At 72.9% G+C, this 13,022-nt stretch carries 9 protein-coding genes; all 9 read left to right on the top strand.

What is annotated here, in order from left to right:
* Position 1: 1 nt before the first annotated feature.
* The 9 genes from asnB (at position 2) to AB0E05_RS14770 (ending at position 13,021) form a co-directional block, all read left to right on the top strand.
* A complete protein-coding gene (gene asnB / locus AB0E05_RS14810) occupies positions 2 to 1,942 on the top strand; it encodes an asparagine synthase (glutamine-hydrolyzing) (protein ID WP_361963139.1) in 1,941 nt (646 codons plus the stop codon).
* 121 nt (positions 1,943 to 2,063) lie between these two features.
* The gene (locus AB0E05_RS14805) at positions 2,064 to 4,250 is read left to right on the top strand and encodes a bi-domain-containing oxidoreductase (protein WP_361963137.1); all 2,187 of its coding nucleotides are present in this window, start codon (positions 2,064 to 2,066) and stop codon (positions 4,248 to 4,250) included.
* Positions 4,247 to 6,202, top strand: coding sequence for an alginate lyase family protein (locus AB0E05_RS14800; RefSeq protein ID WP_361963135.1), 1,956 nt, complete (start codon positions 4,247 to 4,249; stop codon positions 6,200 to 6,202). The genes AB0E05_RS14805 and AB0E05_RS14800 overlap by 4 nt, the downstream gene beginning before the upstream one ends.
* A gap of 16 nt (positions 6,203 to 6,218) precedes the next feature.
* Positions 6,219 to 7,736: a right-handed parallel beta-helix repeat-containing protein gene (locus AB0E05_RS14795; protein WP_361963133.1), complete on the top strand. Its 1,518-nt coding sequence runs from the start codon at positions 6,219 to 6,221 to the stop codon at positions 7,734 to 7,736.
* Between the two features lie 103 nt (positions 7,737 to 7,839).
* A complete protein-coding gene (locus AB0E05_RS14790) occupies positions 7,840 to 9,054 on the top strand; it encodes an O-antigen ligase domain-containing protein (RefSeq protein ID WP_361963131.1) in 1,215 nt (404 codons plus the stop codon).
* 2 nt (positions 9,055 to 9,056) lie between these two features.
* Positions 9,057 to 10,325 carry a glycosyltransferase gene (locus AB0E05_RS14785; protein ID WP_361963466.1) on the top strand — a complete coding sequence of 423 codons (1,269 nt, stop codon included), beginning with the start codon at positions 9,057 to 9,059 and terminating at the stop codon, positions 10,323 to 10,325.
* A complete protein-coding gene (locus tag AB0E05_RS14780) occupies positions 10,322 to 11,566 on the top strand; it encodes a class I SAM-dependent methyltransferase (protein ID WP_361963129.1) in 1,245 nt (414 codons plus the stop codon). The genes AB0E05_RS14785 and AB0E05_RS14780 overlap by 4 nt, the downstream gene beginning before the upstream one ends.
* A 13-nt stretch (positions 11,567 to 11,579) precedes the next feature.
* The gene (locus tag AB0E05_RS14775) at positions 11,580 to 12,377 is read left to right on the top strand and encodes a glucose-1-phosphate cytidylyltransferase (RefSeq protein WP_361963127.1); all 798 of its coding nucleotides are present in this window, start codon (positions 11,580 to 11,582) and stop codon (positions 12,375 to 12,377) included.
* Positions 12,374 to 13,021: a PIG-L deacetylase family protein gene (locus AB0E05_RS14770; protein ID WP_361963125.1), complete on the top strand. Its 648-nt coding sequence runs from the start codon at positions 12,374 to 12,376 to the stop codon at positions 13,019 to 13,021. The genes AB0E05_RS14775 and AB0E05_RS14770 overlap by 4 nt, the downstream gene beginning before the upstream one ends.
* Position 13,022: the final 1 nt, after the last annotated feature.

Here is a 13,022-nt window from a genome sequence, read left to right as displayed (position 1 = left end):
CATGTGTGGCATCGCAGGGACTTACCGATGGCCGGGCGGGCAGGTCGTGGTCGACCGGCTCACCGACGTCCTCGCCCACCGCGGCCCGGACGGCGCCGGCCGCTACAGCCACCCCGTCGCCAATGGCGCCGACGGCGCCGACGTGCACCTCGGGCACCGCCGGTTGGCGATCATCGACCTCTCCGAGACCGGCGCCCAGCCGATGGTCTCGGGCGGCCTCGCCCTCACGTACAACGGCGAGCTGTACAACGCGCCCGAACTCCGCGCCGAGCTGACCGCCGCCGGGGTGCGCTTCCGCGGCACCTCCGACACCGAGGTGCTGCTGGAGGCGTGGCGGCGCTGGGGCACGGACTGTCTGCCCCGGCTGCGCGGCATGTTCGCGTTCGCGGTCTTCGACGAGCGCACCGGCGAACTCGTCCTCGCGCGCGACCAGCTCGGCATCAAGCCGCTGTTCCTGCTGCGGCGCGGCACCGGCCTGGTGTTCGCCTCCGAGCTGAAGGCGCTCGCCGCCGTCACCGGTGGATCGCTCCAGGTCGACCACGCGGCCCTGGTCGCCTCGCTGCTGTACTACTGGGTGCCGGACTCGCGCTGTGCCTTCCGCGAGGCGGAGAAGCTGCCGCCGGGGAGCTGGCTGCGGTGCCGCCCCGACGGTCGGGTGGAGCGCGGCCGGTTCTGGAACCTGAAGGACGTCGCCCGCGAGGCCCGGGAGCAGGCCCGCAGCGGCGAGCTGCCGGACGTCGCCGCCGTCGTGGCGGAGTCCAGCCGACGGCACCTGCTCTCCGACGTCCCCGTGGCGACGTTCCTCTCCGGCGGGCTCGACTCCAGCTATCTGACCGCGCTGGCGGCCGAGGACCGGCCCGGGATCTCCGCGTACACCATCGGGTTCCGCGCCGAGGACGCCAAGTTCGAGGCGATGCCCGACGACCTGCGCTACGCCCGGCGGGTGGCCGAGCGCTTCGGCGTCGACCTGCACGAGATCGAGATCGCCCCGAACGTGCTCGACCTGCTGCCGCAGATGACGTACCACCTGGACGAGCCCATCGGCGATCCGGCCGCGATCAACACCTTCCTGATCTGCTCGGCCGCCCGGGAGGCCGGGGTCAAGGTGATGCTCTCGGGGATGGGGGCCGACGAGCTGTTCGCCGGATACCGCAAGCACCTGGCCAACCTGCTGGCGCTGCGCTACCAGCGCGTCCCGCGGCCCCTGCGGCGCGGTCTGCACCGGACCGTGGACCGGCTGCCGGTCGCCACCTCCCGCCGCGGATACCGCTCGGTGCGGTTCGCGAAGCGGTTCCTCTCCTTCGCCGAACTGCCGGAGGAGACCGCGTTCCGTCGCAGCTACACCATGTACGACCAGGACGAACTGCTCGCCCTGGTCGATCCGGACCTGGCGGGGACGGTGGAGGACGTGCTGACCGAGCACGCGGACGTCTACCGGGACAACGACCTCGACGACCACGTCAACCGGATGTGCCTGGGTGACGCACGGATGTTCCTGCCGGGCCTGAACCTCGCCTACACGGACCGCGCCAGCATGGCCGCGTCGACCGAAGTGCGGGTTCCCTACGTGGACGTCGAGGTGGTCAAGGCGGCGTTCGCCGTCCCCGGGGACCGCAAGATCGTCGGACGGCAGGGCAAGGCCGTGCTCAAGGAGGCGGCCACCTCGATCCTGCCCAAGGAGATCGTGTACCGGCCCAAGGGCCTGTTCAGCGCCCCGCTGCGGGCGTGGATGAGCCGGGACCTGGCGCCGCTGGTGCGCGAGGTGGTGCACGACGGAGTGCTCGTACGGTCCGGATTCCTGCGCCGCGAGGCGCTTCAGCGGCTCGTCGCCGAGGACGCGGCCGGGCAGCGGGACTTCTCCAAGCACCTGTGGCACGTGCTGACCCTGGAGTACTGGTACCGCAGCGCGACCTCCGGCTCCGGCCGGAGCCAGGCGGCCTGACGGCCCGCGGCAGACAGTTCGACGGCCGCGACGGCGCAGGCTCGACGGCCCGCAGGACGGCCGGGCGGCGTACGGACGGCCGGGTGGCGTGACAGACGGCGGAGAAACAAGAGGAGCTCGGGTGAAGCAGGTCGTGCAGAACTACAAGAGCGGTGAGTTGGCGCTGCTGGACGTGCCGGTGCCGGGGTGCAAGCCGGACGGCGTGCTGGTCCGCAGCGCGTACTCGCTGATCTCCACCGGGACCGAGCTGATGAAGGTGTCCGAGGCCGGCATGTCGATGCTGGGCAAGGCCCGCTCCCGGCCGGACCAGGTGGCCAAGGTCATGCAGAGCGTGGCCACCAACGGGCTGCCCGCCACCTACCGCAAGGTGATGGGCAAGCTGGACTCCTACACCCCGCTGGGCTACTCGCTGTGCGGCGTGGTCGAGCAGGTCGGCGCCGGGGTCGACGACGTGGCGGTGGGCGACCTCGTGGCCTGTGCCGGCAACGAGCACGCGCTGCACGCCGAGCTGAACTGGGTGCCGAAGAACCTCTACGCCCGGGTGCCGGACGGCCTCGCGCCCCGGCACGCGGCCTTCGGCACCGTCGGCTCGATCGCGATGCAGGGCGTGCGTCAGGGCGAACCGCAACTCGGCGACGTGGCCCTGGTCATCGGCCTCGGGCTGATCGGCCAACTGGTGGTGCAGCTGCTGACCGCGTCGGGAGCCACCGTCGTCGGGGTCGACCCCGACCCGGCCCGCTGCGAACTGGCCGAGCGCCTGGGCGCTGCGGCCTGCGGCGACCCCGGGTCCGCGGCCGTGGTGAACGCCGTCGCCGAACTCACCGGCGGACACGGCGTGGACCAGGTGTACCTGGCCGCGGGCGGCGGCAGCAACCAGCCCGTGGAGCTGGCCGCCCGGCTGAGCCGGGACCGCGGCCGGGTCGTCGACATCGGCAAGTGCCGTCTGGACCTGCCGTGGAACGCGTACTACGAGAAGGAGCTGGACGTACGGTTCTCCCGCAGCTACGGCCCCGGGCGCTACGACCCGGAGTACGAACTTGAGGGCCGGGACTACCCCATCGGCTACGTGCGCTGGACCGAGCGCCGCAACCTGGCGTGCTTCCTCGACCTCCTGGCCCGCGACCGGATCGACGTGGAGCCCCTGGTCTCCCACGTCGCCGACTTCGACGACGCCGTGGAGACGTACCGGAGCCTGAAGGACGGCGACCTGAAGGCCGTGGCGGTGCTGTTCCGCTACCCCGACCACGCGCCGCAGCAGGAGCCGACGGCCCCGGAGGCGGCCGTGCCCGCCGTGCGGCGCAGCGCCGCGGCGTCCGCCCCGGCCCGGTCCGTCAAGGGTCGGGTGCGGCTGGCGTTCGTCGGCGCGGGCAACTACGCGACGTCGATGCTGCTGCCGCACCTGACCGGGCGCGACGGAGTGGAGCTGGCCAAGGTCGTCACCACGACGGCGCTGTCCGCGGCGAACGCGAAGCAGAAGTTCGGCTTCGCCGAAGCGACCTGCGAGCTCGACTCCGTACTGGAAGACCGTTCCATCGACGCGGTGTTCGTCGTCACCCGGCACAGCTCGCACGCCGAACTCACCCGCAGGGCGCTGCTGGCCGGCAAGACGGTCTTCGTGGAGAAGCCGCTGGCGCTCGACGAGGACGAACTGGCCGGTGTGCTGGCGGCCGTGGAGGAGTCCGGCAACGACCGGTTGCAGGTGGGCTTCAACCGGCGGTTCGCACCGCTGCTGCGGGAGGCCGGCGAGCGGGTCGGCCCCCGGACCGGTCCGGCGCACGTGCGCTACCTCGTCAACGCGGGCCGGCTGGCGCACGGCAGCTGGTACCTCCAACAGAGCACCGAGGGCTCGCGGTTCGCCGGCGAGGGCGGCCACTTCATCGACACCGCGAGCTGGCTGCTGGCGGCCGACCCGGTCTCGGTGTACGCGCTCGCCACGCCCGGCGGCGACGACCTCCAGGTCGTCCTGCGCTACCCGGGCGGGTCCACCGCCACCATCAGCTACGTCACCACCGGCCCGAGTGGCTTCCCCAAGGAGACCCTGGACCTGGTCGCGGACGGCCGGGCGCTACGGCTCGACGACTTCGTCCGCGCCACCGTCTACGGCCGCAAGCGGTGGGTCAGCTCACGGCTCCCCAAGGCCCGGGACAAGGGCCAGCGGGCCGAGTTGGACGCGTTCCTTGAGGCCGTACGGACCGGCGGGCCGATGCCCGTCCCGCTGGAGTCGCTGGTCGCCACCACGGCGGCCACCCTCGCCGTGCGGACCAGCCTGGCCAGTGGTGCACCGGTGACGCTGGCGGCGACGCGATGACGGTGAGTTCGGGGAGTGCGGGCTGGTACCTGCGGCGGCTGTCGCGGATGGGGCCGCGGGAGGTCGGCGGCCGGGTGGGCGACGCGGTGCGCCGACGGCGCTGGCGGTCGGGGGTGCCCAGCGCCCCGGAGCCGACCGACGCCCGGTTCACCGCCGTCCTGCCCGCCGGAACGCTCGACGCGGTGCCGCCGGACGCCGCGAAGCGCCTCGTCGCCGAGGCGGACCGGCTGATGGCGGGGCGCATCACGTACTTCGGGGTGGACCGCGACGACCTGGTGGCCCCCGACTGGTGGTACGACCCGAAGACCGGGCGCCGGGCGACGGGGGGCTACGCCTTCGACGTGCCGTACCGGGACGAGGACGCGGTCGGGGACGTCAAGCAGATCTGGGAGCTGTCCCGGCACCACCACCTCACCGTGCTCGCCGCCGCCTACGCGATCACCGGCAACGAGGCGTACGCCGAGCGGGTCGCCGCGCACCTGAGGTCCTGGTGGGCGACGAACGAGCCGCTGCGCGGGGTGCACTGGACCAGCGGCATCGAGCTGGGCATCCGGCTGCTGGCCTGGGTGTGGATCCGCCGGCTGCTCGACGGCTGGCCGGGCGCGGCCGGACTGTTCGAGGACAACCCGGTGGCGCTCCAGCAGATCTGGCACCACCAGCGCTGGCTGGCCGCGTTCCCCAGCCGGGGCTCGTCGGCGAACAACCACGTCATCGCCGAAGCGGCCGGACAGCTCGCCGCGGCCTGCGCGTTCGGCTGGTTCCCCACCTCGGCGCGGTGGCGCGCCGACGCGCTGCGATCGCTGGAGCGGCACCTGCGCGCCAACACCTTCGTCCGTGGCCTCAACCGCGAACTGGCCAGCGAGTACCACGGGCTCGTGCTGGAACTCGGCCTGGCCGCGGTCGCCGAGGCGGACACCGCCGGCGTCCCCGTCCCCGAATCCGTCCGGCTCGTGCTGCTGCGCATGACCGACGCCCTCGCGGCCGTCGTCGACGGACGGTTACGGCCGCCGCGCCAGGGCGACGCGGACGACGGGCACGGGCTGGTCGTCGACGGCACCGGCACCGACCGCTGGGGTTCGCTGCTGGCCACCGGGGACGCCGTCTTCGGCCGGCTCTCCTGGTGGCCGGCGGTCACCGGCACCGACGTGCGCACCCCGCTGCTGGCCGCGCTGATCCGGCCCGCGCGGCCGACCGCGACCCGACCGGCCAGCAGGCCGGCCCACTTCGCCGACGCGGGACTCACCGTCCTGCGCGGCCCCGGGGAGATCTGGTGCCGCTGCGACGGCGGTCCGCACGGCTTCCTGTCCATCGCCGCCCACGCCCACGCGGACGCGCTGTCCGTGGAGGTCCGGCACGACGGGGTCGACGTGCTCGCCGACCCGGGGACGTACTGCTACCACGGAGAGCCGAAGTGGCGGCAGTACTTCCGCTCGACCCTCGGCCACAACACCCTCCAACTGGACGGCGGCGACCAGTCCACCTCCGGCGGCCCGTTCCTGTGGACCCGGCACGCCCGCAGCCGCGTCCTGCTCGCGGACGCGTCCGACGGGGCAGTGGCGCGCTGGAGCGCCGAGCACGACGGCTACGGAAGCACGGTGCACCGCCGCCGGGTGGAGCTGACGGCCGCGAGCCGTGAGCTGCGGTTGGTCGACGAGGTGCGCGGCGGCCCGCGCCGTGCCGCGCGCCTCGCGTTCCACCTCGGGCCGACGATCACCGCGGACCTGGCGGGGAGCCGGGCCGTCCTCACGTGGACGCGGGACGGCGAGGAGCGCTCCGCGGTGCTCGACCTCCCCGAGGGGCTGAGCTGGCGCGCGCACCGCGGCGAGACCGAACCGCCGCTCGGCTGGTACTCCGCCGGCTTCGGCCGCAAGGAACCGGCCACGACGCTCGTCGGCAGAGGCTTCGCCGAGGACGCGCAGGAGTTCACCACCGTGCTCAGGTTCCGCGACTAGGGAGAGGGGGAGGGGCGTGGTGATCAAGTGGCGGAACTGGGCGGTGCCGGTGGCGGCACCGGCCCTGCTGGCGGGCAGTTGCGTGAGCACCCAGGGCGCCCCCGCGGAGCCGACCGGTGCGCCGTCCGCGGCCCGCTCCGTGGCCGGGGTGTGCGCGCGGCCCGCCGCCGGGCCGGCGCAGCCGCCGGCGGGCGCGGTGACGGTCGACCCCGCGGTGGTCGGCGACCTCGCCACCAAGACCCGCAACAACCCCCCGAACACCACGTTCTGGCTGCGACCGGGCGCGCACCGGCTCCCGCCGGACCGCTACTCCCAGGTGATCCCGCGGAAGGGGAACCGCTACCTCGGCGCACCCGGCGCGGTGCTCGACGGCCGGCGGACCAACCAGTACGCGTTCGGCGGCAGCGCCCCCGACGTCACCATCCGCCATCTGACCGTGCAGGGCTTCGTCGCACCGCACAACGAGGGCGTGGTCAACCACGACTCGGCCGACGGATGGGTGATCGAGCACGCCACCATCCAGCACAACGCCGGCGCCGGGCTGATGGCCGGCGCCCGCCAGCGGGTCAGCGCCAGCTGTCTGCGCGGCAACGGCCAGTACGGCATGAACGCGTACAAGGCCGCCGGCCCCGTCCGCGGCCTGGTCGTCGAGGGCAACGAGATCACGGCCAACAACACCGACGACTGGGAGCGCAAGCGCCCGGGCTGCGGCTGCACCGCGGGCATCAAGTTCTGGGCCGTCAACGGCGCCGACGTCCGCGGCAACTGGGTGCACGACAACCGCGGCGCCGGGCTGTGGGCGGACACCAACAACAACGACTTCCGCTTCGAGGACAACCTCATCGAAGCCAACGACGGTGCCGCACTGATCTACGAGACCAGCTACAACGCGGTCATCCGGAAGAACACGATCCGGCGGAACAACTGGGTCGAGGGCCGCAAGCACGCCGACCGCGGCGACAGCTTCCCCTTCGCGACCGTCTACGTGTCCGAGTCCGGCGGCGAACCACGGGTCCGGGCCCGCACCGACAAGATCGAGATCCAGTGGAACGTCCTGGAGGACAACTGGTCCGGGATCACCCTGTGGGAGAACGCCGACCGCTTCTGCAACAGCCCCGCCAACACCTCGTCCGGCCACTGCACGCTGCTCGTGCCGCGTGCCGAGCGCTGCGCACGGCCGTCGATCGCCACCGCGCCGCTGTACGCCGACTGCCGGTGGAAGACCCAGCGGGTGGAGGTCCACGGCAACCGCTTCGTCCTCGACAAGTCCGTCCTGAAGTGCACGGTCAAGTGCGACCGGATGGCGGTGCTGGCCAACTACGGCACCTACCCCGACTGGTCGCCGTACCAGGGCGAGCGGGTCGCCGAGGCGATCACCCACCAGCAGCGCAACCGCTGGTACGACAACGTCTACCTCGGGCCGTGGACCTTCGTCGCCCACGACCCGAGCCGGGTGCTCGACTTCGGGCAGTGGCAGGCCGCACCGTACGAGCAGGACGCCGACAGCACCCTCGACCCGCGGGCCGGTGGTTGAGGTGGGCGAACTGCGGCCCGGTGGAGCGCCGGGCGGAGCACAGGGGGGAGCGCCGGGCGAAGGGGCCGCCGGAAGGACCCCGCCCGTCCGTACGCCGAAGACCGTGGGCGTCGCCTGGGGCCTGCTGGTCCTCAACACGCTCGGCTCCGCCGGGGCGAAGACCGTCGTGCCGTTGCCGCGCTCCCTCATCCAGATGGTCACCATGGGCGCGCTGGTCGCCGCGTTCACCCTGGCGCTCGCACTCAACCTGCGGCTCCGCATCCGGCCCAGCGCCTTCCTGCTGCTGCTCACCCTGCTGCTGGTGCCGAGCGTGATCTCCAGCATGCAGCTGGAGTCCGGGTTCGGCGCACTGTTCCGCTGCGCCCGGCTGGGCCTCTTCGTCGGCGCGCTGTGGCTGCTGAGCCGCTGGTGGGACGGGCAGCTGACCTTCGTACGGCACCACATACGGATGTACTTCGCGGTGCTCGGGTCGGTCGCCGCCGGCGCGGTCGTCTCACCGGGTGCCGCGATGCCCGAGCTGTACGGCGGACGGCTGGTCGGCGCGCTGTGGCCGCTGACCCCGCCGCAGATCGGCCAGTACGCCGCGGTCATCATCGGGCTCACGGTGCTGCTGGTCCTCGGCCGGCGGACCGACCGGACGAGCGCGACGCTGGTCATCGTGGTGTCGCTCGTCATGCTGGCGCTGACCCACACCCGTACGGCAACGCTCGGCCTGCTCATCGGGCTGGCGCTGGCGATCGGCTCGCTCGTGCTGACCAGCGCCGCCGCCCGCCGGTTCTTCGCCTGGACGGTGCTGTGCGCCGCGGTGGCCGCGGTCGGGTTCGCCCCCGCGCTGCGGGCGTGGTTCCTGCGCGGACAGAGCCAGGAGAACTTCACCAGCCTCACCGGCCGGGCCAAGGTCTGGGACGCCCTGCTGGCCCAGCCGCGCTCCACCGCGAAGGAAGCGTTCGGCGTCGGCCTGGGCGACAAGTCGTTCGGCGGGCTCCCCATCGACAACAGCTGGCTGGCCGTCTACCACGAACAGGGCCTGATCGGCGTGGTGTTGGTGGCGTCGATCGTCGTCGTGCTGGGCGGCGTCGCGCTGCTGCGGCCCCCGTCGCTGCACCGGGCCTGCGCGATCTTCCTTATCAGCTACTGCGCGATCGCCTCGTACACCGAGGCCGGGCTGGGCGACGCCTCGCCGTACCTGCTGCACCTGGCGGTGGCCGCCTCCCTGCTGGCGGCCCCGGCCGCGGCCACGTCCCCGACAGCGTCGGCACCCCCTCCACGAACTCGACAACTCATCCCGCGACGGGACCAGGAACGGAGGCGTCCTTGAGCATGCACGTCCTCGTGGTGCACAACCGCTACTCGTCGGCGCAGCCGAGCGGCGAGAACAACGTCGTCGACCAGGAGGTGGCGCTGCTGCGCGCGGCCGGCCACCGGGTGGAGCTGTTCGAGCGGCGCAGCGACGACATCGCCGCGCGCTCCCTGCCGGGCAAGGTCGCGGTGCCGCTGCTGGTGCCGTGGAACCCGTCGGTCCGCACCGAACTCGCCGCCCGGCTGCGCGCCGAGCGGCCCGACGTGGTGCACGTCCACAACGTCTTCCCGCTGCTGTCGCCGGCGGTGCTGGCCGCCTGCGCCGACGCCGGCGTGCCCGCCGTCGCCACGCTGCACAACTACAACCAGATCTGCCCGCCCGGCACGCTGCAACGCGACGGCCGGCCGTGCACCGAGTGCGTCGGCTCCACGCCGCTGCCGGCCGTCCGGCACGGCTGCTACCGCAGCTCCCGGCTGGCGACGGTGCCGCTCGCGGTCAGCCTGTCGGTCAACCGGCGGCGGTGGTGGTCCGGCGTGGAGCGGTTCTTCTGCATCTCCGGGGCGCAGCGCGACGTCCTGGTGCGGGCCGGCATGCCGGCCGAACGGCTCGCGGTGAAGCACAACTTCGTGCCCGACCCGGGCGCCCGCCGCTCCGGCGCCGGTCAGCACCTGCTCTACCTCGGCCGGCTCGCCGAGGCCAAGGGCGTGCGGATGCTGATGACCGCGTGGGACGAGATCGCCGCGGACGGCGGGGCGGGCGTGCCGCTCGTCATCGCCGGCGCGGGCCCGCTGGAGCAGGAGGTGACCGCCTGGGCCGCGGGCCGGGCCGACGTGCGCCACGTCGGCCTGTACGACCCGGAACAGTGCCGGCGGGTCATCGCCGAGTCCGTCGCCGTGGTGGCGCCCTCGACGTGGCTGGAGGCGTTCGGCCTGGTCGTCGTGGAGGCGATGGCGGCGGGCGTCCCGGCCGTCGCCGCCGGACACGGCGCCTTCGTCGAACTCGTCGAGGACGGGGTCACCGGGCTGCTGCACCGCCCGGGCGATGCCGCCTCGCTCGCGTCCTGCCTGCGGCGGATCACGGCCGAGCCGGGCCGCAACCGGGAGATGGGGGAGGCGGCCCGGCGCCGCTACGAGCAGGGGTTCAGCCCGACCGTGGGGCTGGAACGCCTGGTGGAGGGGTACCGCACCGCGATCGCGGGTCGGTTGGGCGGCGGGGACGGCCCGCCGTCGACGAGGAGCACTGGCTCGCGACGGGCGACCCGCGCGGGCAGGGATGGGGACAGCAGATGACACGATGCCGACTGTGCGGATCGACGGCGACGGCGAGCGTCGTCGACCTCGGCGCGACCCCGCCGTGCGAGAGCTTCCTCGCCGCGGACGAACTGGACCGGCCGGAGCCGGCGTACCCGCTGCACCTGCGGGTCTGCACCGACTGCTGGCTCGCGCAGATCCCGCCGCTGATCACCCCGGAGGAGACCTTCACGCAGTACGCGTACTTCTCCTCGTACTCGACCTCCTGGGTGGAGCACGCCCGCACCTTCGTCACCGACGCCGTGCAGCGGCTCGGCCTCGACGGCGGGGAGAAGGGCGCCTTCGTCGTCGAAGTGGCGAGCAACGACGGGTACCTGTTGAAGCACCTGGTGGACCGCGGGGTCCGCTGCCTCGGCATCGAGCCGTCGGTGAACGTCGGCGCCGCGGCCCGGGAGGCGGGCGTGCCCACGCTCACCGCGTTCCTGGACTCGGCCACCGGCGCCGGCGTCCGCGCCGAACACGGCCCCGCCGACCTGGTCGTGGCCAACAACGTGTACGCGCACATCCCCGACGTCGTCGGGTTCACCCGGGGCCTGCGCGCCCTGGTCGCCGACGACGGCTGGGTCTCCGTCGAGGTGCAGCACCTGCTGACCCTGATCGAGCAGAACCAGTACGACACCATCTACCACGAGCACTTCCAGTACTACACGGTCGCCGCCGCGATCCGGGCACTGGCGAGCGGCGGGCTCGCCCTCGTCGACGTCGAACTGCTGCCCACGCACGGCGGCTCCATCCGGCTGTGGGCCCGGCCGACGGAGGCGGCCGGCGAGCCCACCCGGCGGGTGGCCGACGTGCTGGCGCGGGAGAAGGCCGCCGGGCTCCAGGAACTGTCCGGGTACACCGAGTTCTCCGCCCGGGTGGCCAAGGTCCGCCGCGACCTGCTGCGGTTCCTCGTCGAAGCGGCCGAGCGCGGCGAGACGGTCGTCGGCTACGGCGCCCCCGGCAAGGGCAACACCCTGCTCAACCACTGCGGCATCCGGCCCGACCTGCTCCCGTACACGGTCGACCGCAACCCCTACAAGCACGGCCGGTTCACCCCCGGCACCCGCATCCCCATCCTGCCGCCCGAGCAGATCCGCGCGGACGAACCGGACTACGTGCTCGTCCTGCCCTGGAACCTGCGGGACGAACTGGTCGAGCAGCTGTCCTACGTGCACGAGTGGGGCGGCCGGCTGGTCTTCCCCATCCCGGAACTCAGCATTGTCGAGGTCGCGTCGTGAAAGAGGTCACAGCATGAAGGTCGTACTCTTCTGCGGCGGTTACGGGCTGCGCATGCGCAGCGGCGCCGCCGACGACGTGCCCAAGCCGATGGCGATGGTCGGCCCACGCCCGCTGATCTGGCACGTCATGCGCTACTACGCCTACTACGGGCACACCGAGTTCGTCCTCTGCCTCGGCTACGGCGCCCACCACATCAAGGACTTCTTCCTCAACTACGAGGAGACGACGTCCAACGACTTCGTGCTCTCGGGCGGGCGCACCGAACTGCTCTCCACCGACATCGCCTCCTGGAAGATCACGTTCGTGCAGACCGGCATCGAGTCGCCGATCGGGGAGCGGCTGCGCCGGGTCCGCCACCACCTGGACGGCGACGAGATGTTCCTCGCCAACTACGCCGACGTGCTCACCGACGCCCCGCTGCCCGAGATGATCGACCAGTTCGCCCGGCGCGACGCCGGCGCGTCGATGATGGTGGTCCCGCCGCAGTCCTCGTTCCACTGCGTGGACCTGGGCGAGGACGGCCTGGTCGGCGGCATCACCGCGGTCAGCGAACTGCCGCTGTGGGAGAACGGCGGCTACTTCGTGCTGCGTCAGGAGGTCTTCGACCACATCCCCGAGAACGGGGACCTCGTCGCCGACGGCTGTGCCGAACTCGCCAAGCGCGGGCGGATGGTGGCGTACCAGCACCGCGGCTTCTGGAAGCCGACCGACACCGTGAAGGAACGGGCCGCGCTGGACGCCGCCTACGCCCGCGGCGACCGCCCCTGGAGCGTCTGGGAGCACGACGGCGCAGGAACGAGGAGCGCGTGATCCGGCTCGGCGCCGGCCGCCTGGAGCGGCTCGTCGCGGTGGGCGCCCACTGCGACGACATCGCCATCGGCGCCGGCGGCACGCTGCTCGCGACCTGCCTGGCCCACCCGGGCATCCGGGTCGACGCAACCGTGCTCACCGGCGGGGGCACCGAACGCGAGCAGGAGGAACGGGCCGCGCTCGCCGCCTTCTGCCCCGGCGCCGAACTGCGGCTCACCGTGCTCAAACTGGCCGACGGCCGACTGCCCGCGCAGTGGGACGAGGCCAAGACCGCGCTGGAGGAGCTGCGCGCACGGACCGAACCGGACCTCGTGCTGGCGCCGCGCACCGACGACGCGCACCAGGACCACCGGGGCCTCGCGCAGCTGATGACCACCGCCTTCCGCGACCACCTCGTGCTCGGCTACGAGATCGCCAAGTGGGACGGCGACCTCGGCCGCCCCACCGCCTACCAGCCGCTGTCAGCGGACGTCGCCGAACGCAAGGTGCAGCTGCTCCAGGAGCACTACGCCTCACAGCGCCACCGGCCCTGGTACGACCGGGAGGCGTTCCTCGGGCTCGCGCGGATCCGCGGCATCGAATGCCACGCGCGCTACGCCGAGGCGTTCGCCGTCACCAAACTCACTCTCGACCTGGGGGAATGAA

This window comes from Streptomyces sp. NPDC048057, assembly GCF_040653095.1.
Classification (GTDB): domain Bacteria; phylum Actinomycetota; class Actinomycetes; order Streptomycetales; family Streptomycetaceae; genus Streptomyces.
Note: the sequence above shows the minus strand (reverse complement) of the source record. Positions and strands in the feature narration are given on the sequence as shown.

Coding starts and splice junctions, on each gene's coding strand:
- AB0E05_RS14800 (WP_361963135.1), top strand. CDS start 4,247: ATGACGGTGAGTTCGGGGAGTGCGGGCTGGTACCTGCGGCGGCTGTCG.
- AB0E05_RS14775 (WP_361963127.1), top strand. CDS start 11,580: ATGAAGGTCGTACTCTTCTGCGGCGGTTACGGGCTGCGCATGCGCAGC.
- AB0E05_RS14785 (WP_361963466.1), top strand. CDS start 9,057: ATGCACGTCCTCGTGGTGCACAACCGCTACTCGTCGGCGCAGCCGAGC.
- AB0E05_RS14780 (WP_361963129.1), top strand. CDS start 10,322: ATGACACGATGCCGACTGTGCGGATCGACGGCGACGGCGAGCGTCGTC.
- asnB (WP_361963139.1), top strand. CDS start 2: ATGTGTGGCATCGCAGGGACTTACCGATGGCCGGGCGGGCAGGTCGTG.